A 20,291-nucleotide genomic window follows, 5' to 3' on the forward strand; every position below is an offset into this window, starting at 1 on the left:
GTGTCTGAAGCCGATCCCACTTCTTCGATCACGGGCGCGGGCGCCGCAGACGGAGCGCGCTACTTCAATCGAGAGTTGTCTTGGCTCAATTTCAACCAGCGCGTGCTGGAGGAAGCCTGCAATCCGGCGCATCCGCTGCTGGAGCGGCTGCGCTTTCTCTCCATCTCCGGCAGCAACCTCGATGAGTTTTTCATGGTCCGGGTGGCCGGTCTCAAGGGCCAGCAGCTCCAAGGCGTCGAAATGCGCTCGGTCGACGGGTTGACCCCGGCCCAGCAGTTGGAGGCGATCGGCGACCGGGCCGAGGCGCTCATGTCTGCCCAGCAGGTCGTCTGGCATGATCTTCATGCGGCGCTCCGCAGCGCGCATATCAGCGTCATCGGCCCAGAACCGGTGGATGCCCGCGCGGACAGCTGGATGCGCCAGCATTTCCTCGAGCAGATCTTCCCGATCCTCACGCCTCAGGCGCTCGATCCTGCCCACCCGTTCCCGTTCATTCCCAATAAGGGCCTCAGCCTGTTCTTCGACCTGCTGCGCGAATCGGACAAGGAGGTGGTGCAGGAGCTGGTGATTCTGCCGGCCACGCTGCCGCGCTTCATCCGCGTACCGGGCAAGAACGCGCGCTACATCGCCATCGAGGCGCTGGTGCGGCGCTATTCGGCCTTGCTCTTCCCCGGCTTCATCGTGCGGGATAGCGGCCTGTTCCGCATCCTGCGCGATAGCGACATCGAGATCGAGGAAGAGGCCGAGGATCTCGTCCGCTATTATCGAAGCGCCATCAAGCAGCGCCGGCGCGGCCGGATCATCCGCGTGGAAATCGAGAGCGGCGTGGCCGAACCGGTCGAAACCAAGCTGCAGACGATGATGCAGGGCCATGAGGCCATGGTCGTGGATATCGATGGCTTCATGGGTATCGCCGATCTGGCCGAGGTGGTCGAGGAAGACCGGCCGGATCTCAAATTCCCGGCCTACGCCCCGCGCTTCCCCGAGCGCATCCGCGAATATGGCGGCGATTGTTTCGCCGCGATTCGCGCCAAGGACATCGTCGTCCACCACCCCTATGAGAGCTTCGATGTCGTCATCGCCTTCCTCAAGCAGGCGGCGGACGATCCCGATGTGGTGGCGATCAAGCAGACCCTCTACCGCGCTGGCAAGCAGAGCGCGATCATCCGCGCGCTGATCGACGCGGCCGAGGCGGGCAAGTCCGTCACGGCGGTGGTCGAGCTGAAGGCGCGGTTCGATGAGGAGCAGAACCTGCTCTGGGCCGCGCAACTGGAGCGCGCCGGTGTGCAGGTCGTCTACGGTTTCATCGACTGGAAGACCCACGCCAAGATTTCCATGGTCGTGCGGCGCGAGGGCAACGGCTTTCGCACCTACTGCCATTTCGGTACCGGCAATTACCACCCGATCACCGCGCGGATTTATACGGACCTATCCTTTTTCACCGCCGATCCCCGGGCCGGGCGCGATGCCGCGGCCGTGTTCAATTACATCACCGGCTATGTCGAGCCGCAGCATATGGAGATGATCACGCTCTCGCCGCTGCACATGCGCGACAAGCTCGCGGCGCTGATCGAAGCGGAAATTGAGCATGCCCGCGCTGGCCGCCCCGCGACCATCTGGGCGAAGATGAACAGCCTGGTGGACCCCGCGATCATCGAGCAGCTTTATGCCGCCAGCAATGCGGGCGTGAAGGTGGAACTGATCGTGCGCGGCATCTGTTGCCTGCGGCCCGGCGTGCCCGGCATGTCGGAGAATATCTCGGTCAAATCGGTGATCGGGCGCTTCCTCGAACACAGCCGCATCTGGGCCTTTGGCAATGGCAAGTCCCTGCCCAACAATGGCGCCAGGCTGTTCATCAGCTCGGCGGACTGGATGCCGCGCAATTTCGACCGGCGGGTTGAGTATATGCTGCCGATCGAGAACCCGACCGTCCATGATCAGGTGCTCGATCAAGTGCTGGTCGCCAATCTGCTTGATGATGAGCAGAGCTGGGCGCTGGGCAGCGATGGCAGCTACACACGCCTCAAACCGGGGAAGAAGCCGTTCAACCTGCATCATTATTTCATGACCAATCCGTCCCTCTCCGGTCGCGGTGCCTCGCGGCGCTCCGCCCGCGCGGTGCCAAAGCTCTCGCTCTCCGAGCGTGGCTGAGGGGAGGGGTTCGGCCATGACCCTGCTGGATCGCACGACGCGCCGCTCGATGAAGGCGACGCTCAACGGGCCGCATTTCCGCCGCACGGCGATTATCGACATCGGCTCCAACAGCGTCCGCCTCGTCGTTTATGATGGGCCTCGGCGCATTCCTTTCGTGCTGTTCAACGAGAAGGTGCTGGCGGGCCTGGGCGCTGAGATCGGCACGTCCGGGCGGATCGGCGCGGCGGCGATGGAGCGCGGGCTGGTGGCGCTGGAGCGCTTTGCCCGGCTGTGCGTGGAGATGGAGGTGGACCAGATCACCTGCGTTGCCACCGCTGCCGTGCGCGATGCGTCCAACCGCGACACCTTCATCGACCGCGCGGCGGAGATTGGCCTGGAAGTCCGCGTGCTGAGCGGTCAGGAGGAGGGGCTGGCCTCTGCGCACGGGCTGCTCTCCGGCATGCCGCGTGCGGATGGGATCATGGGCGATCTGGGCGGCGGCAGCCTCGAACTGGTGCGCGTGCGGCCTGATGGCGTCGAGATGCCCGTGTCGCTACCGCTCGGCATTTTTCGGATTGGCGACGTCCGCGCGCGGGGACGCAAGGGGCTGGTCCAGCATCTCGATGGGCTGCTCAAGGCGCAGGGCCTTGGCGACATCGAGCAGGGCCTGCCCTTCTATCTGATCGGCGGCAGCTGGCGCGCGCTGGCGCGGCTGGACATGCACCTCACCAATTATTCGCTGCCGATCCTGCATCATTACGAAATGACGCCGGATCGCCCGGCCGAGCTGCTCAAATGGCTGGAAAGCGCGCAGAAGGCGGACCTCAAGGCGGTCGGCGTCTCCAGCGCGCGTTTTCCCACGCTGCCGGATGCCGCGCATCTGCTGTGCGCGGTGGTGGAACGGCTGCGCTCTGCCCATCTCACCGTCTCAGCCTTCGGGCTGCGTGAAGGGCTGCTATACGAGAGTTTGCCGCGCGATATGGCGAATCAGGACCCGCTTCTGGTCGCCGCCCGCATCGAGGGTGAGGCGCAGGGGCGCTTTGTCGGCCATGGCGACACGATCAGTGGCTGGATCGCGCCGTTGTTCCACGATGATCCGCCGGAATGGGCGCGCATCCGCTTTGCGGCCTGTCTGCTGGCGGATGTCGGCTGGCGTGCCAATCCGGAGTTTCGCGCCGAACGCGGCATGGAATTCGCCCTGCAGGGTAATTGGGTCGGCGTGGATGCCGCCGAGCGCGCCGCGCTGGGGCAGGCGCTTCATGCGAATTTCGGTGGCGGCACCAACATTCCCGCGCTGCTCGCGGGCCTTGCCCCCGAGCCGCTGCTGCGCCGCGCGATCCAGTGGGGCCTTGCCATCCGCCTGTGCCAGCGCCTGTCCGGCGGCGCGGAAGGCCCGCTGGACGGCTCCTCGCTCGACGTGCGCGACGGCACGGTCATCCTGCGCCTCGACCCGGAACATGCGGCACTCGCCGGCGAATCCATCGACCGCCGCCTGCGCCAGCTCGGCCAGGCCATGGGCATGGGCTATCTGCTCGATGCGTGACGTGGGCGGTTTGGGGTGGGGAGTGGACGTCTTCCAAGCCCTCTCCCCTTGAGGGAGAGGGATGCGCAGACTTGGCAGCTTGCTGCCTAGCCGAAGCTGGGAGAGGGGTGTCGATCCGGAGGATCAAGCGGATCAGGATCCGCACCCCTCATCCAACTGCGCCTAGCCGCCTCACGGCGACAAGGCTCCGTATCCTTCTCCCTCAAGGGGAGAAGAAGGGCTCGCATGACGTCGCGTCCGGACAGTCCGCCATCAGCACGGCTCTACAATGTCGCGCCCGCGAATTTCCCACTCGGCCCAGCCCCCCGTCACCCGCAGTTCACCCGCTCGATCATCATCGCGTCATCGTAACTGATGCTCAGCCGGTCCTCGCGATAGTCCATCGTCATGGCCGAGCGGGGCGGGCCCCAGCGTAGGGTGCGGGCGCCGGATTTGGCGAGGAGGTCGGCGCCCAGCGTCGCGGTTGCGCGCTGGCCGATGGCGCTTTGCAGCCCGTCCGCCGAACAGGCGCCGTTGCCGGCCATCGGCGGTTCGCCGATGCTGTTCGTGGCGGTGGCGCAGGCTGTCAGCGGGGCAAGAGCGAGAAGGGGAGCGATCATGCGCATGGTGCCGGGCCTTTCCTCAAAAGGCCAGCCTAGCATGCGGGCGTCCACCGGTCATCCGGCAGGCGATCAGTCGTTGGGCTCAGCCAGCTTTTCCGTGCGGGTCATCAGCAGCTTGCCGTCGCGCACGGCGAAGGCCATCCGGCCTTCCACCAGATCCAGCGCGTCGCGGCCGAATTGCTCGAACCGCCAGCCTTCCAGAATCGGCAGGTTGGTCCGCACGCCGGCCGCCAGCATCTCCAGATCGTCGGCGCGGGCGAGCAGTCGCGAGGCGACGTTGATTTCGCGCGAGCGGATCTTGAGCAGCAGCTTGAGCAGATCGGCGACCAGCGCGCCTTCCTTGCCGAGGCCGGGGCGACCCGGGTCGCGCTCGGGCATTTCGTCGCGGGGCAGGGGTGCGGCATTGTCCAGCGCAGCCATCAGCCGCGCGCCGATGTCATTGCCCTTCCAGCTTGCCGAAAGCCCACGCACCTTGCCCAGATCCTCCTGCTTGCGCGGCGGATGGGAGGCGATGTCGGCCAGCGTCTCGTCCTTGACGATGCGCCCGCGCGGCAGGTTCTTGTCCTTGGCCTCGGTCTCGCGCCATGCGGCGAGCGCCTTCAGGCGCCCGAGAACATCGGCCTTGCGGCTGGAAATGCGCACGCGCTTCCACGCCTCGGCGGGATTGACCTCATAATTACCGGGATCGGCGAGCCGCTCCATTTCCTGATTGAGCCACACGCCGCGCCCCGTCTTGCGCAGTTCCTCCAGCATCATGGGGAAGATTGCGGCGAGATGGGTAACGTCGCCGATCGCATAATCGATCTGCCGTTTGTCCAGCGGACGGCGCGCCCAGTCGGTGAACCGCGCGCCCTTGTCGAGATGGATGCCCAGCCAGCTGTCGACCAGATTGCTGTAGCCGATCTGCTCGCCCTGGCTCAGCGCCATGCTGGCGATCTGCGTGTCGAACAGCGGGTGCGGCGTCTTGCCGGTCAGGTTGAAGACGATCTCGATATCCTGCCCGCCGGCGTGGAAGACCTTGAGCACGTCCTCATTGTTCACCAGCAGGTCGAGCAACGGCCCCATGTCCAGCCCGGGCGCCTTGGGGTCGATCGCCGCGGCTTCCTTCCCATCGGAAATCTGGAAAAGGCACAGTTCCGGCCAATAGGTGTTCTCGCGCATGAACTCGGTATCCACGGCGACAAAGTCGGCCTTGGACAACCGCTCGCACAGCGCGGCGAGGGAAGAGCTGTCAGTGATCAATGGATGGATTTGCATATGGCAGGTGATCTTATTATTGGCCGGTCCTCGGATTGGGGGCCGGCGGCACGCTTGAGCGTATCACCATATCCCCCACAAGTCGTCTTTGTCATCCAATTGGCGCCCTCGCAATGAGGCGCGTGAAAATAAAAGGCCGTTAGACCATGCACGCCTATCGCACGCACACCTGCGGGGAGCTCCGCGCCGCCAATGCCGGCGAGACTGTTCGGCTGTCCGGCTGGGTCCATCGCAAGCGCGATCATGGCGATCTGGTGTTCATCGACCTGCGCGACCATTATGGCATGGTGCAGATCGTCACCGAGGTCAGCGGCCCGGTGTTCGATGTGATCGAGAGCCTGAAGGCAGAGAGCGTCGTTACCATCACCGGCACGGTCGTGGGGCGTGCCAAGGAAGCCGTGAACCCGAACTTGCCGACCGGCGAGGTCGAAGTGCGTGCGGCTGAGGCCGTCGTGCTTTCCGCCGCGCAGGAGCTTCCGCTCCCGGTCGCGGGTGAGCAGGAATATCCCGAGGATATCCGCCTGCGCTACCGCTTCCTCGACCTGCGCCGCGAGACGCTGCACGCCAACATCGTCAAGCGCACCAAGATCATCTCGGACATGCGCCGCCGGATGGAAGGCGCGGGCTTTACCGAATATTCGACGCCCATCCTCACGGCGTCCTCGCCGGAAGGCGCGCGGGACTTCCTCGTGCCCAGCCGGATCCATGCCGGCAAGTTCTACGCGCTGCCGCAGGCGCCGCAGCAGTATAAGCAGTTGCTGATGGTCGCGGGCTTCGATCGCTATTTCCAGATTGCGCCCTGCTTCCGCGATGAAGATCCTCGCGCCGACCGCCTGCCGGGCGAGTTCTACCAGCTCGATCTGGAAATGAGCTTCGTCACGCAGGAAGATGTGTGGAACACCATGGAGCCGGTGATCGCGCAGGTCTTCGAGACCTTTGCCGATGGCAAGCCGGTGACGCCGGCCGGCAGGTTCCCGCGCATTCCTTATGCCGAAGCCATGCTGAAATATGGCAGCGACAAGCCGGATCTGCGTAACCCGATCATCATCACCGATGTGACCGATCATTTCGTCGGCTCCGGCTTTGGCATCTTTGCGAGCATCGTCGAGAGCGGCGGCGTCATCCGCGCCATTCCGGCGCCCGGCGCCGGCGCGGGCAGCCGCAAGTTCTTCGATGAGATGAACAACTGGTCGCGCTCGGAAGGCTTTTCGGGCCTTGGCTATATCAACATCAAGGATGGCGAGCCGGGCGGCCCCATCGCCAAGAATCACGGGCCTGAGGCGACCGCCAAGCTGATCGAAGCGCTCGGCCTTGGTCCCAATGACGGCGTGTTCTTCGCTGCCGGCAAGGAGGCGCAAGCCGCCAAGCTCGCCGGTCTTGCCCGCATCCGCGTCGGCGAGCAGCTTGACCTGATCGACAAGGACCGCTTCGACCTGTGCTGGATCGTGGACTTCCCCTTCTACGAATATGACGAGGACTCCAAGAGCCTGGACTTCGCGCACAACCCCTTCTCCATGCCGCAGGGCGGGATGGAGGCGCTGGACGGGCCCGATCCGCTGTCGATCAAGGCCTTCCAGTACGACATGGTCTGCAACGGCTTCGAGATCGCGTCCGGCTCGATCCGCAACCAGTCGCCCGAGCTGATGGTCAAGGCCTTCGAGAAGGTTGGCCTGAGCAAGCAGGATGTGGAAGATCGCTTCGGCGGCCTCTACCGCGCTTTCCAATATGGCGCGCCGCCGCACGGTGGCATGGCCGCGGGCGTGGACCGCATCGTGATGCTGCTCTGCGGCGCGGTGAACCTGCGCGAGATCACGCTGTTCCCGATGAACCAGCGCGCCGAGGATCTGCTGATGGGCGCGCCCTCCAACGCGGAGCTCAAGCAGCTGCGCGAGTTGCACATCCGCGTCGTCGAGCCGCAAAAGAGCTGAGCGCCAAAGAGCTGAACTCTCGACAATGGCTGGCCGCACGATAGGGTGCGGCCATGACCATCAAGCTCTCCGATTATGAGAAGGGCGCCGATTTCGACGGCGACTTCGACAAGGCGCTGCTCAAGCTCCAGAAGCGGCTGGAGAAGATCCAGGTCGCCCACATCATCCACAAGCGCCGCAGCGTGGTGATGCTGGAAGGATGGGATGCCGCCGGGAAGGGCGGCATCATCAAGCGAATGACGTCGCTGCTCGATCCGCGCTATTTCCGGGTCTGGCCCATCGGCGCGCCGACAGCGGAGGAGCTGGGGCGCCACTTCCTCTGGCGCTTCTGGACGAAACTGCCGGAGGACAGGCACATCGCGATCTTCGACCGGAGCTGGTATGGGCGCGTGCTGGTCGAGCGGGTGGAGGGCTTCTGCACGAAAGCCGAGTGGAAGCGCGGCTATGACGAGATCAATGCGTTCGAGGCCCAGCAGATCGACAGCGGCACCGCGATCGTGAAGCTGTTCGTCCACATCACGCAGAAGGAGCAGGACAAGCAGCTTGCCCAGCGGCTGGACGATCCCTTCAAGCGCTGGAAGACGGGCACGGAGGATTATCGCAATCGCGACAAGCGGGCCGATTATCTCGATGCCATCAAGGACATGTTCGCCAGGACCGACACCAAGCAGGCGCCCTGGCAGGTGATCGATGGCAATGATCGCAAGGCTACGCGGATCGCGGCGCTTACCTGCATCGCCGACCGGCTGGAAAAGCATGTCTCGATGGAGATGCCCGACGCCAACCCCGCCGTCGTGAAACTGGCGCACGAGGCGTTCGGCTATCAGCCCGAGGACTGAGGCGGCTCAGTCCTGATCCATGAGGCTGCGATACATGACGAGCGCGTCGACATAGCCGTGGACCGGGTGGTGAAACGCGCCGGAAAGCGCCCCGACCACGCTAAATCCCATATGCTGCCATAGGCGCACGGCGCGGACGTTCGTGGAAATCACCAGATTAAACTGCATCGCGCGAAAGCCCAGCGCGCGAGCCGTTTGCAGCGAGTGGCGGCACAGCGCCTGCGCAATGCCTTGCCCGCGCTGATCGGGCCGGACGATATATCCGGCATTGGCGACATGGGCGGCCGGGCCGGTCGAATTTGCGCGCAAGGTGTAGCTGCCGACGATGCCGGTTTCGGATGTCGCGACGAACACCTGCTTGTCCGGCGCGGTCCAGTAGGCGTGGGCACCCGCCTCATCCAGATCGCGGGCGAGGGGAAAGGTCGCGCCCTCGCGGATGACCGGCTCGAATACGGTCCAGATGTCCGGCCAGTCGGCGGCCGAGGCGGGGCGGATGTCCATCATGGCGAGGCGCTCAGTCCTGCGCGGCCGGGGCGTAGCGCATCGTGCTGTCGCGCCAACGGAGAACCAGCTTGTCGTCCTCGCGAGTCACCAGCGTATCGCGGAAAGCGGCAACGCCCATGTCATTGGGGGTCAGGATGATGTGGACGCGAAGATGCTCCTGCGCGGGCAGCGGGATCACCTCGGATTTGGTGCCGAAAAATACTTCGGAGACCTGAATCGAGCGCGGACGGCGTTTGCCTAAATCGCCGGTCCAGCCGTCGCTCTGGGTATAGTCGGCGATGGTGTCGCCATCCTCGAGGGTGAGCTCAAAATCGACGGCGGGAACGCCCACTCCATTGGGCCAGGTGACCAGCAGGGTGAACGGCTCGTTCCCGTCGCTGGCTACATCGGCGAGCGAGAACGCTGCCGGCTTGGGGGTCGGCTCGGTGGTGAGGCGCAAGGTGCCGTCATCCCTGCATTCCCAGCGCCCCGCTGCCGATTCGTCCACAGCGCCGGCGGTGAACATGTAGCGGAAGCGACCATCCGGGCCGATTTCCAGTGCCGAGGCTGCATCCGGCCCGGCATCGGCCATGAAGAGCCCCGTCGGGCAATCTGAAGCCCATGCCCCCGACGCCGTGCCGGCCAGCAGCCCAATCCCCAGCAAGGCCGTCCGCGCGATCATTGCGGATAGCTGATGGCGAGGATTTCCCATTCCTTGCTGCCGCCCGGCAGGTCGACGCGGCGCAGGTCGCCCACGGCAGCTCCTCTCAGGGCGCGCGCCAGCGGCGTATCCCAGCCGATCCGAGCGGCGCCGGCATCCGCCTCGTCATTGCCGACGATGGTAACACTGCGCTGATTGTCCTCCTCATCGGCGAGCGTGACCGTCGCGCCGAAGAAGATGCGGCTCTTGTCCGGCTGCTGCGCAGGTTCCACGATCTTGGCGAGCTTCATCCGCTGCGCCAGCCATTTCAGGCGGCGGTCGATCTCCCGCATCCGCTTGCGGCCATAGAGATAGTCGCCATTCTCGCTGCGATCGCCATTGCCGGCAGCCCAGCTGACGATCTCCACGATCTTGGGCCGTTCTTCCCCGAGAAGCTGGTCATATTCGGCGCGCAGCGCGGCAAAACCGCCCGGCGTGATGTAGTTCGGCCGAGGAAGCGCGCTCATTTGCCCCGGCGTTTCGGCCGCTTGCTGGCGTACATCAGGGCCGCGGCGAGCGCTGCCGATCCGATGCCGACGCCGGCCCAGAAGGCCTTGGTCCCGCGCTTCTCGTCGGTCTCGGCGTCGGCAGGGCCGGAAATGGACGTCGATGCGGGCGCGGAACTCGTCTCTCTTTCAGTCATGATCTCTATTCTGTTCTGGGTCGAAAGGTCGGGCTAGCTGGAAACGGCGGTCCTCAGCCGGGTAGCGACTTGCCCAAGAACCGGCTGAGCGGCGCCAGGTCGGCGGTGCTCTGCACGGGGCTCAGCATGTCATAGATCACCGCATTCTCCAGCACGCGCTGCACATAATTGCGCGTTTCGAAAATGGGAATGTCCTCGATCCACTGGACCATGTCCACGCCGGGCAGACGCGGGTCGCCATTGGATTGCAGCCAGCGGTTCACCCGGCCCATGCCGCCATTATAGGCGGCGATGGCGAGCGGGTAGCTGCCGTTGTAATAGCGCAGCAGCTGCTGGAAATAGGCACTGCCAAGCTGCACGTTATAGTTGGGATCGTAGAGCGAGCTCTGGTTGAAGCTCATGCCGATCTTGCCCGCGACTTCGCGCGCGGTGGAGGGGAGCAGCTGCATCAGTCCATGCGCATTGGCGTGGGACACGATGGCCCGGTCGAACTGGCTTTCCTGCCGAGTGATCGCGTGGATCATCGTCCAGTTGGAGCGATCGCTCAGCGGCACGTTCATGCGGGGGAAGCTGTAGTCGGGCGCGGCGCTCAAGCCGTTGCGGCCGGCGCTGCGTGCGGCCATGACGCCCAAATCCGGGCGGCCCAGGACTTGCGCCAGTTCGCCGGCAAGCGCCAGCTCCGTGTCCGTCTGCGCATTGTCGGCAATGGCGCGGATGAACAGCGATTGGTCGCGGGTCTGCCCGTTGCGCCCGAGCAGGCTGGCAGCGCGCACCACCGGCCGCGCCATAAAGGCGGCGCGCTCGCCGGCGCTGGGGCGCACGGCACTGGCCAGCGCATCGGGATTGACTCGGCGCTTGAGGCGCTCGAGCGCGAGCTGACCATAATATTGATCGGGATAGCTGCCGGCCTTCTCGAAATGCGCGGTCGCCTGCGACTGGCGACCAGCAGCCAGTGCGGCGCGCCCGGCCCAATAATGGCCCTTGGAGCTGGTCTGGCCGGATTTGGCACCATTGGCATAGCGGTCGAACATCGCCTCGGCATCGGCAGGGCGGTTCAGCTTGTTGAGCGCGATCATGCCGGCCAGCCATGTCAGGCTGGTATAATCATCGCGCACGCCCAGTGACTGCGCGCTGATGTCGGTCCCGCGGGGGAAGGCATCGTCGACTTTGGAGGCAATGGCAAAGGCGGTGCTGAACTGATTGTCATTGTTCGCCGCGCGGGCCTGCGCCAGCAGCACCTCATACCATTTTTCCGGGTCGGTCGGGCGTTGCATCAGCGCCGTGCGGTTGCCGAGCAGGCTGCGGGCCGCAGCAAGGTCGCCATTGTCGGTCAGCCAGCGCGCCTTGTCGGCCAGATAGCCGGCGTCCAGCATCCCGACCGGATCGGCCGGACCCATGAGGGCCGCAGCATTGGGCGATTTGCGCTGGAAGGCGATCCGCGCGGCGACAACCGCCTGGCGGGTCACCGGCACCGAGGCGAGCAGCCGTTCGGCGATCTCCGGGCGGCGTTGCCACAAAGCTGAATCCGCGCGCCGCAAATGATCTTCCGGCGTGAGGGCGGATGCGAACTGCATCCGCAGCCGGTCCTCCCATTTGGCGTCCATGGCGCCGGAAGCCCAGGCGTCCCGCGCCATTTTCTGCGCCTCGCTCTGCTTGCCCATCCGCGCCAGTGTCAGCGCATGAATGGCCTTGGCCTGAGCGGAACGTGCCGGATATTTCGCGAAGAAGGCGAGAATGACCGACGGCTCGTTGATGTCCGCATCCACCCGCCGCTCGGCATAGGAGCGCAGCTTGGATTCCTCGGGCCAGCCGGGATTGGCGAGCAGGAAGTTGGCGTAGACCGAGAAATCGTGGCTGTCGCTGGAGGCAATGCGGCGCCAGTTTTCAATCGCATCGCGGGTGCGCGCTTCGTCATTGGCGCCAGCGGCGAGGCGCTCCTGAACGGCCTGCCAGGTGACGGTCGGCGTGCTTTGCGAGGACGAAGCGGTCGTCGCTGCCGAGGCCATGGCCGCAACAAGAACGACAGCAGATAAGCGAAGGTCTTTTCCCATGGGAAGCATTATGGCAGAGCCTCGATGATCGAACGGTGAACGGGCGCGTGCATTTGCCCCACTATGCCTGTCCGAGCGCGCGCTTTGAAGGAGTTTTTTCATATGTTTTCCGGCTCGATTCCGGCACTGATCACCCCGTTCCGTAATGACAGGCTGGATGAGGACGCATTCCGCAGCTTCGTGGACTGGCAAATCGAGGAGGGATCGAGCGCCCTCGTGCCGTGCGGAACGACCGGTGAAAGCGCCACGATGACCATCGAGGAGCATAATCGCGTCGTACGGATCTGCGTCGAGCAGGCGGCTGGGCGGGTGCCGGTGATTGCCGGCGCTGGCTCCAACGACACCCGGATCGCGCTGGAGCATATGTTCGCGGCGCAGGCCGCCGGCGCCGATGCCGCGCTGGTCGTCGCGCCCTATTACAACAAGCCGAGCCAAGAAGGGCTGTACCAGCATTTCGCCTATCTGGCCTCGCGCTGCGATCTGCCCATCGTGCTCTACAATATTCCGGGCCGCTCCATCGTGGATATCGGCGTGCCGGTGCTGCACCGGCTGGTCGAGGAATTTCCGAGCATCGTGGGCCTCAAGGATGCGACCGGGAATATCGGCCGCGTGACCGCCCAGCGCCTCGCCTGCGGGGCGGACTGGTGCCAGCTTTCCGGCAATGACGAGACGGCGCTGGCGTTCAACGCCATGGGCGGCCGGGGCTGCATTTCGGTGACGGCCAATGTCGCGCCGCGCCTGTGCGCCGATTTCCAGAATGCCTGCCTTGAGGATCGCTGGAAGGATGCGCTGGCGTTGCAGGACCGGCTCTATCCGCTTCACGATGCGCTCTTCACCGATTCTTCACCGGGCCCGATCAAATATGCGCTCTCGCGGGTGCGACCGGAGATGCCGTGCGAGCTGCGGCTGCCGATAACATGGCCATCAGGTGCCTCGCGTGCGACGGTAGACCGCGCTCTTGAGATCGCGGGGCTGGTTTAGGCCGGTCACATCGCCTAAATCTGGCGCTCATTACAGAAAGATTCCGATGGCTCGCCCGCGCCCTGCGACATTCAACAAGGTCAAGACCGTGGCCGAGAACCGGCGCGCCCGTTTCGATTACGCGATTGAGGACGTTTACGAAGCGGGCATCATGCTGCGCGGGACCGAGGTCAAATCGCTGCGCTTTGGCGATGGCTCAATCACCGAGAGCTATGCCGAGGTGAAGGACGACGAGATCTGGCTGATCAACAGCAACATCCCCGAGTTCAGCCACGGCAACCGCTTCAACCATGAGCCCAAGCGCCCCCGCAAGCTGCTGCTGCGCGAGCGGGAGATCGCCAAGCTGCACGGCGCCGTCGCCCGGCAGGGCATGACGCTGGTGCCGTTGAGCGTCTATTTCAACGAGCGCGGCAAGGCCAAGGTCGAGCTGGCGCTGGCCAAGGGGAAGAACGTCCGCGACAAGCGCGAGACCGAGAAAGAGCGGGACTGGAAGCGCGAACAGGGCCGCATCATGCGGGAGCGGGGCTGATGCCCAAGCGCCGGCTGATCAAGGCCTTTCGCGCGTCCATGCCCAGCCGGGAGAGCCTGGCGGAAAACCGGTTCGTCAAGCCGGTGGCGCATCGCGTGCTGGCCCCCGAGCTGTGGCGCTTCACCCGCAGGTCTGTGCCGCGCGGCGTGGCGTTGGGCTTGCTTGTCGGCATCTTCCTGCTGATCCCCGGGCTGCAGATTGCGGGTGCGGCGCTGCTGGCGCTGCCGTTCCGGGCGAATGTGCCGCTGGCCGCTGCGATGACCTTCCTGTCCAATCCCGCGACGACGCCTTTCATCCTCGCTGCATCCTATTATGTCGGCGCGACCATGTTGGGGCGCTCCGGCGATGTCAGTCAGGTGATGGCGCTCATTCATCACGAGGCTGGGCTGGCGGAATGGACGGCCTGGCTGCTGTCATCGACAGCACCGGTGCTGCTGTTCGGCCTGTTCGTCGTGTCGGTCGTCTCGGCCGCAATCGGCTATTTCGTCTCCTCCTGGCTGTGGAAGAGCCGCATCGGGCGGAAGTGGCGCGGGCGTCAGGCGGGCCGCTCCGAAAGCACTGAGACCGGAGGCGACGGGATTTTGCCGCTGGGAGGGCAGATTTCGTGAGCGATGGGGGAGCGAATGCGCGCAATGGCGATTTGCTCAATCTGACGGCAAATCAACCGCGCTTCCCCATGCTGTTGCTGGTCGCTCTGGTCGCGCTGCTGGCGGGCGCGCCGCTGTTATGGCTGTTTGGCGATCCTGCCGTGGGCGCCGTGTTCGGGGCGTCCGTGCTCGCGGTGTCCGCGCTGCTCTGGGTGACGCAGCGCAGCCTCGCACCGGTCGTGCCGGCTCTGCCTGCCGACCCGGACTGGACGCTGATCCGCGCGGCGGCCAATGCCGCAGGTTGCGCCATCGCCCTGACCGACCGGACGGGTCGCATGGTGTGCGCCAATGATCATTATGGCGACTGGTTCGGTGGCTATCCCGCGCCCGCCGAGATCGACATTTCCCCGAGCGATCTGAACCGCGTGGCGCAAGCCGGGCAGGCGGCCTGGCGCGAGGGCGAAATCACCCTGCGCGGCATCTTGCGCGGCAGTCTCCATCTCGATCTGCAGGTGACGCGCACCGGGCGGGCGGATGACTATCTGCTCTGGCGGTTCGAGAGTGTCCAGCAGGCCAGCATTGTCGATGATTTCGGCCGCGTCGTGGCTGGCGAGGCGGGCGAGCGCCTGTCCGATTCCGGCGTGATGTGCGTGATGATTGGCGGGGAAGGGCGCATCCGTGCGGCCAATCCCGCCTTCATCCTGCGCGCGACCGGGCGTGCGGACAGCATCATCGAAGGTCGCGACTTCGCCGGCTATATGCGCGTCGACGCCGAGGGCCGCATCTTCTTCGCGCAGGAAGAAAAGCAGGCGGTGCCGATCCGCATGATCCAGGTGCCGCTGCGCCCGGATGACCCCTCCGGCCAGATCGTGCTGGTCATGGTGGATGAGAGCGTCTCGGCGGTGGAGGGCATTTCCAGCCTCGCTTATGTCGAAGCCCTGCTCTCGCTGCTGCCCTTCGGCCTTGGCATGGCCGACCGGGAAGGGCGGCTGCTGTTCTTCAATAAGGCCTTTGGTCGCGCTGCGGGCATCCCGCCGGGCGAGAAGCCGAGCTATCCGGGCGATATCGTGGTGGTGGAGGATCGCGCCGCCGTTGCCGACACTATCCGGCGCTTTGCCAATGGCCCGCAAATGTCCGGCGACATGCAGGTCGGCCTGCTCGGCGCGCCGGACGAGCCCGTGTCTCTGAGCCTCGCCGGGGTGAGGGGGCTGGGCGAGGCCGCGGTGCTGCTGAGCCTCAAGGACAATAGCGAGGAATCGCGCCTCAAACGTCAGGTCGCCCAGCAGACCAAGATGCAGGCGGTCGGGCAGCTTGCCGGTGGCGTCGCGCATGATTTCAACAATATTCTGACCGCGATCATCGGCCATTGCGATCTCATGCTGATGCGCCACACGCCGGGCGACAGCGACTATGACGACATCCAGCAGGTCAAGGCCAATTCCAACCGCGCGGCCTCGCTGACGCGCCAGCTTCTCGCCTTCTCGCGCCAGCAGACCTTGCGTCCGCAGGTGCTGCAATTGCCCGATGTCGTGTCCGAGGTCTCCAGCCTGCTCAAGCGGCTGCTCGGCGAGAATATCCGGCTGGAGGTCTTCCACGGCCGCAATCTCGGCCATGTCCGCGCCGACCCCGGCCAGCTCGAGCAGGTCATCGTCAATCTGGTGGTGAACGCGCGCGACGCGATGCCGGAGGGCGGCACGGTGACCGTCCGCACCTTTCCGGTCCCCGCGGCCGATGTGCGCGAGATGAAGAACGAGATCATGCCCATCGGCGACTATACGGGCCTCAGCATCTCGGACACCGGCACCGGCATCCCGCCCGAGGTGCTGGGAAAGATATTCGAACCCTTCTTCACCACGAAGTCGGTCGGCAAGGGCACCGGGCTCGGGCTCTCGACCGTCTACGGCATCGTCAAGCAGTCCAACGGGTTCATCTTCTCCGACTCGACCGTGGGGCAGGGCACAACGTTCAACATCTATCTGCCGGTGCACGCGGTCGCTTCGGAAGGCATGTCTTCCCCCGTGGCCCCGCGCAAGGCGGCGGTCAGCGAGACGTGGGGCACCGGCACCATCCTGCTGGTCGAGGATGAGGACATGGTGCGCAACGTCGCCGAGCGTGCGCTCGCCCGGCAGGGTTACACCGTCGTCACCGCGTCCGATGGCGAGCAGGGACTGGCGCGGCTTGCCGAAGCCGAGCGGATCGATCTGCTGATTTCCGACGTGGTGATGCCGGGGATGGATGGCCCGACCATGGTCCGCCATGTCCGGGAGAGCCATCCTGACATCCCGGTGCTGTTCATGTCCGGCTATGCCGAGGAGCAGCTTCGCAAGTCCATCGACATCGAGAATGTGGCCTTCCTGCCCAAGCCTTTCTCGGTCTCCCAACTTGCCGAGGCCGCGCGCGATGTGCTGGCGAGCGCCCGCCAGGGTGATCCGCAGGATGATGCGACCGCCCGCGCATAACGTGGCCTTAGCCGTCCTTCGGCTAACGATATCGTAACCACGCCACTGCTAGTCCCGCTCCGTGGGCGCCGGGCAGACGCCCGGTATCTTTCAGGGGTGGTGGTATTCATGAGTCGCGTTGAAACGATCCTGCGGGCGCGCAGCACGCGCATTGCGCTGGCGGTAGCCTTGCTGAGCACGGGTGCCATCGGCTTTGCGCCTTATGTGTTCAACGATGTGTCGACGCAGGCGGCAGTCAACGCGCCGATCATCCGCCTGACCGCCGCGGCGGACGGGACAGTGGCGGCGCTGCCCGCCGATGGCCAGTATTTCATGAAGCCGACGCCCGTGCATCTGCTCGATCTCTCGCAGGACACCGGCGAGGTCGCGGAACTCAAGGCCCGGGCCGAAATTGCCCTCGCGCAGATCGATCTCGCCAAGCGCCAGCTCGGGGAGCTGACCGCGCAGGAGGTCCGGCTGGGGCGCCGTGCCACGGTGTTCTCCAACGCCACGACGGCGCGCCTCTCCGAGGATCAATCTGCCGCTGGCGCTGCCTTGTCCGGTTGCCAGGCCGAGCGGACGGAGCTTCGCGCAAGCCTAGCCCGAGCGCGCCAGCTCTCCGAGCAGGGCTTCATGTCTGCCTCCGGCGTGGAGAAGGCCAGCGCCTTGCTTGCCGCTAAGGACAGCGAGTGCAGCGGCCTTGGGGCCAAGATCCAGTCCATCGGCATTGCCCGCAACGCCGCGCGCGCCGGGGTGTTCCTGGGCGACAGCTATAATGATGCGCCTTATGCCGTGCAGCAGGCCGACCGGGTGGTGCTCCAGCGCCAGACCATCGAAAAGATGCTCACCGACGCCAATGCCGAGTATACCCAGACGCAGCTCCGGTTGAAGGATGCGCAGGCCCGCGCCAATTATGTGGCCCCGGCTGGCACGCTGGTCTGGGCGACGACCGCCAGTTCCGGCACCTCCATTCGTGCGGGTGAGCCGGTGGTCGATCTGGTCGATTGCCGCCGTCGCTTCGTGCAGGTGGCGTTGCCCGAGCGCAAGGCCGAGGTGATTCACGCCGGATCGCCCGCCAACATCCGCATGATCGGCGCGAGCGAGTGGATGAAGGGCCGGGTCATCGCGATCACCGGCGCTGCCGGTCGCCGACAGGAAGGCCTGCTCGCCGCCTCGACCTATTCCCTGCCGGAAGCGCGCGAGATCATCGTCGATGTTGCGCTGCCCGAGCAGGTGCCGGCTAAGGCCGATGCCGCGCGCAAATGCGATGTGGGGCGTCTGGCCGAGGTGCGGTTCAGCCGCAGCCTCTAAGCCCTATGACCGACGTCGCTTTCACGGCGCCCTGGGCCTCGCTGGCGCTGGTGCTGGGCGCCTTCGTCATATTTGGCGGGCTATGGCCGTCGCGCGTTGGCATCGTGGCGACGATTGCCGCGGCTATCGTCAATTATCTGCACTGGCGGATTTTCTATACGATCCCCTGGGGCGGCAGCTTCAGCGATCTCTGGTGGCCGGTCTCCTGCCTGATCGTGGAGGTGCTGGCGCTGTTCGATGCCGGCATTCTTCTGGCGATTCTCTCGCGCCCGACGGACCGCTCGGCTGAAGCCGATGCGGGGGAAGCCCGCCTGCGGGCTTTATGGGCGGAGAACGCTGATCTTCTGCCCCCCGTGGACGTCTTCATCGCGACCTATAATGAACCGCGCGAGGTGCTAGAGAAGACGATTCTCGGCTGCCTCGCGATGGATTGGCCGGAGGCGCGCGTCTGGGTGCTGGATGACGGGCGGCGTCCCTGGGTGCAGGATATGTGCCTCGCCAAGGGCGCCGGGTACATCACCCGGCCTGACAACAAGGGCGCCAAGGCTGGCAATATCAACCATGGCCTCACCCAGACGAATGCGCCGTTCGTCGCCGTGTTCGATGCCGACTTCGTGCCTCAGCGCGATTTCCTCGTCCGTACCATGGGCTTTTTCGAGAATGAGAAGATCGGAATCGTCCAGATTCCGCACAGCTTCTACAATCACGATCCCATGCAGACCAATCTTGGCCTGCAGCAGGCTATGCCGGATGATCAACGCTTCTTCTTCGAGGCGATCATGCCGGGCCGCGATGGCTGGGATGCCTCCTTCTGCTGCGGCTCCAACTCGGTGACGCGCCGGGCGATCTTCGACGAGATCGGCGGCGGCCTGCCCGAGGGCTCGATCACCGAGGATATGCTGCTGACCCTCGCCAGCCTGCGCAAGGGGTACATCACGCGCTATCTCAACGAGCCGCTGGCTTATGGCCTCGCGCCGGAGAGCACCGCTGCCTTCTTCGTCCAGCGCCAGCGCTGGGCGCAGGGCGCGATCCAGATTCTCTATCTCAACCATGGCCCGCTGGGGGGCACGCTGAAGCTCCGCTATCGGCTGCTGTTCCTTCCCTCCGCGTGGGTGACGCAGGGCCTGCAATCGGTCTTCACAATCCTCGCGCCGATTCTGTTCGCGCTGTTCAATCTGGCGCCGATGGTCGGAGTCGATTTGCCGGGCATTATCTTCTTCCTTCTGCCGATGATCGTCGCGCTGCTCGGTGGCATCAGCATGCTGGCCCCGGGCCGCTATTATCCGCTCGCGGCGCAGATCCTGTCCGTTTTCCAGACCTTCCGCATCCTGCCTGCCGCGCTCAAGACGCTGATCGCGCCGAAGGGGCTGACCTTCAAGGTGACGCCCAAGGGCTCCGGCTCCAAGGGCGGCAAGCGCGGGCCGGGCGATTATGTGCTGTTCGCGTCGCTCACCCTCATGGCGGCGAGTCTGGCCAGCCTCGCCATCAACATGCTGCCCGATTATCGCATCGTCACGCAGGATGGGCTGCTGCCGGTCGTGGCCTTCTGGCTGGCGTTCAACATGGTGATGCTGCTGCTGGTGGCGATGATGTGCCTCGAAAAGCCGCGTGTGCGCGGCGAGGAGCGCTTCGACCTGCGCCAGACGGTGACGCTGATCGGCGACAACGGGCAGATGCTCAGCGCCTCAAGGGGGGATATCTCCATCTCGGGCATCGGCCTGCATCTCGATGCGCCGAGCGGTTTCGCGGTGGGTGAAAGGGTGCAGATCGTGCTGCCCGACGTCGGCATATTGCGCGGCGAGGTGCGCTATTCTGCCCGCCGGATCGGTATCCTGTTCGACTTTCATTCCGAGGAAATTCGCGACCGGCTGATCGTCTCGCTGTTCACCAACGGAATGAACGTGAATGCGCAACGCCCCTCTGCGCTGGCCGTGGCCGGCGCAATTGTCCGTCGGCTCTGGTCGGCAGACCTCAGCATCCGAGCCCAGGCCGCATCCGCGCCGGAAGCTCCGGAGGTGCCGGTCGAGAAGCTCAGCGCCGCAACGCGCTGCATCGCGCCCGGCAAGCGGACGGATTTGCGCGGTCCGGTACTGCTGACGGCGGAGGAGGGGGCTTCCCTCGCCGCTGCCAAGGTTGCGGTCGTGCCGGTCCCGGCGGAAGGTCCGCGCCGGGTCGCCTGACCTGCGTTCTGAAATTTCGTTCCCCTCTTGTTCCGTAAGAACAAATAGGATACATGGCTCTTGTGACTTTCGGTTCACGAGGATTT

Annotated in this window: 17 protein-coding genes; 10 read left to right on the plus strand and 7 right to left on the minus strand. The window is 65.1% G+C overall.

Annotated features, from left to right (window positions below; all coding sequences use genetic code 11):
• Both M2331_RS06005 and M2331_RS06010 read left to right on the plus strand, forming a co-directional pair.
• Positions 1–2,151, plus strand: a complete 2,151-nt coding sequence (locus tag M2331_RS06005) for an RNA degradosome polyphosphate kinase (protein ID WP_181559431.1) — start codon at positions 1–3, stop codon at positions 2,149–2,151.
• Positions 2,152–2,167: 16 nt separating this feature from the next.
• Positions 2,168–3,676, plus strand: a complete 1,509-nt coding sequence (locus tag M2331_RS06010) for a Ppx/GppA family phosphatase (protein WP_181559432.1) — start codon at positions 2,168–2,170, stop codon at positions 3,674–3,676.
• A 308-nt stretch (positions 3,677–3,984) separates the two neighbouring features.
• On the opposite strand, the gene M2331_RS06015 is transcribed toward M2331_RS06010, so the two are convergent.
• Together M2331_RS06015 and rnd are read right to left on the minus strand one after the other, a co-directional pair.
• Positions 3,985–4,275, minus strand: coding sequence for an I78 family peptidase inhibitor (locus M2331_RS06015; protein WP_413716067.1), 291 nt, complete (start codon positions 4,273–4,275; stop codon positions 3,985–3,987).
• A gap of 72 nt (positions 4,276–4,347) precedes the next feature.
• A complete protein-coding gene (gene rnd, locus M2331_RS06020; RefSeq protein ID WP_181559434.1) occupies positions 4,348–5,535 on the minus strand; it encodes a ribonuclease D in 1,188 nt (395 codons plus the stop codon).
• 146 nt (positions 5,536–5,681) lie between these two features.
• Between rnd and aspS the strand changes: the two genes are divergently transcribed.
• Both aspS and M2331_RS06030 read left to right on the plus strand, forming a co-directional pair.
• On the plus strand, positions 5,682–7,463 hold the full coding sequence (gene aspS, locus M2331_RS06025) for an aspartate--tRNA ligase (protein WP_181559435.1): 1,782 nt from the start codon (positions 5,682–5,684) through the stop codon (positions 7,461–7,463).
• A 53-nt stretch (positions 7,464–7,516) separates the two neighbouring features.
• The gene (locus tag M2331_RS06030; RefSeq protein WP_181559436.1) at positions 7,517–8,302 is read left to right on the plus strand and encodes a polyphosphate kinase 2 family protein; all 786 of its coding nucleotides are present in this window, start codon (positions 7,517–7,519) and stop codon (positions 8,300–8,302) included.
• 6 nt (positions 8,303–8,308) lie between these two features.
• On the opposite strand, the gene M2331_RS06035 is transcribed toward M2331_RS06030, so the two are convergent.
• From M2331_RS06035 to M2331_RS06055, 5 genes are read right to left on the minus strand one after another with little or no spacing between them, the layout of a single operon-like run.
• Positions 8,309–8,806 (minus strand): N-acetyltransferase, encoded by a 498-nt coding sequence (locus M2331_RS06035; protein WP_319800982.1) that lies wholly within the window; start codon positions 8,804–8,806, stop codon positions 8,309–8,311.
• Positions 8,807–8,816: 10 nt separating this feature from the next.
• Positions 8,817–9,467 (minus strand): hypothetical protein, encoded by a 651-nt coding sequence (locus M2331_RS06040; RefSeq protein ID WP_181559437.1) that lies wholly within the window; start codon positions 9,465–9,467, stop codon positions 8,817–8,819.
• A complete protein-coding gene (gene greB, locus M2331_RS06045; protein WP_181559438.1) occupies positions 9,464–9,952 on the minus strand; it encodes a transcription elongation factor GreB in 489 nt (162 codons plus the stop codon). The genes M2331_RS06040 and greB overlap by 4 nt, the downstream gene beginning before the upstream one ends.
• Positions 9,949–10,128: a hypothetical protein gene (locus M2331_RS06050; RefSeq protein WP_181559439.1), complete on the minus strand. Its 180-nt coding sequence runs from the start codon at positions 10,126–10,128 to the stop codon at positions 9,949–9,951. Before M2331_RS06050 ends, greB begins: the two co-directional genes overlap by 4 nt.
• Before the next feature lie 53 nt (positions 10,129–10,181).
• Entirely contained in the window at positions 10,182–12,134 is a 1,953-nt protein-coding gene (locus M2331_RS06055; protein ID WP_264592310.1) for a lytic transglycosylase domain-containing protein, read from the minus strand.
• Between the two features lie 147 nt (positions 12,135–12,281).
• Here M2331_RS06055 and dapA point away from each other — a divergent pair, with 147 nt between their 5' ends.
• The 6 genes from dapA to M2331_RS06085 all read left to right on the plus strand — a co-directional run bounded on the left by dapA (position 12,282) and on the right by M2331_RS06085 (position 20,205).
• Entirely contained in the window at positions 12,282–13,160 is an 879-nt protein-coding gene (gene dapA, locus M2331_RS06060; RefSeq protein WP_181559441.1) for a 4-hydroxy-tetrahydrodipicolinate synthase, read from the plus strand.
• A gap of 46 nt (positions 13,161–13,206) precedes the next feature.
• Positions 13,207–13,689 carry an SsrA-binding protein SmpB gene (gene smpB / locus M2331_RS06065; RefSeq protein WP_181559442.1) on the plus strand — a complete coding sequence of 161 codons (483 nt, stop codon included), beginning with the start codon at positions 13,207–13,209 and terminating at the stop codon, positions 13,687–13,689.
• Positions 13,689–14,297: a DUF2062 domain-containing protein gene (locus tag M2331_RS06070; RefSeq protein ID WP_181559443.1), complete on the plus strand. Its 609-nt coding sequence runs from the start codon at positions 13,689–13,691 to the stop codon at positions 14,295–14,297. The genes smpB and M2331_RS06070 overlap by 1 nt, the downstream gene beginning before the upstream one ends.
• A gap of 68 nt (positions 14,298–14,365) precedes the next feature.
• Positions 14,366–16,735, plus strand: coding sequence for a response regulator (locus M2331_RS06075; RefSeq protein WP_181561395.1), 2,370 nt, complete (start codon positions 14,366–14,368; stop codon positions 16,733–16,735).
• 108 nt (positions 16,736–16,843) lie between these two features.
• Positions 16,844–18,025: an HlyD family efflux transporter periplasmic adaptor subunit gene (locus tag M2331_RS06080; protein WP_181559444.1), complete on the plus strand. Its 1,182-nt coding sequence runs from the start codon at positions 16,844–16,846 to the stop codon at positions 18,023–18,025.
• A gap of 5 nt (positions 18,026–18,030) precedes the next feature.
• Positions 18,031–20,205, plus strand: a complete 2,175-nt coding sequence (locus tag M2331_RS06085) for a glycosyltransferase (protein ID WP_181559445.1) — start codon at positions 18,031–18,033, stop codon at positions 20,203–20,205.
• Positions 20,206–20,291: the final 86 nt, after the last annotated feature.

Origin of the sequence: Sphingobium sp. B10D7B (assembly GCF_025961955.1) — a bacterium.
In the GTDB taxonomy this organism is placed as follows: domain Bacteria; phylum Pseudomonadota; class Alphaproteobacteria; order Sphingomonadales; family Sphingomonadaceae; genus Sphingobium.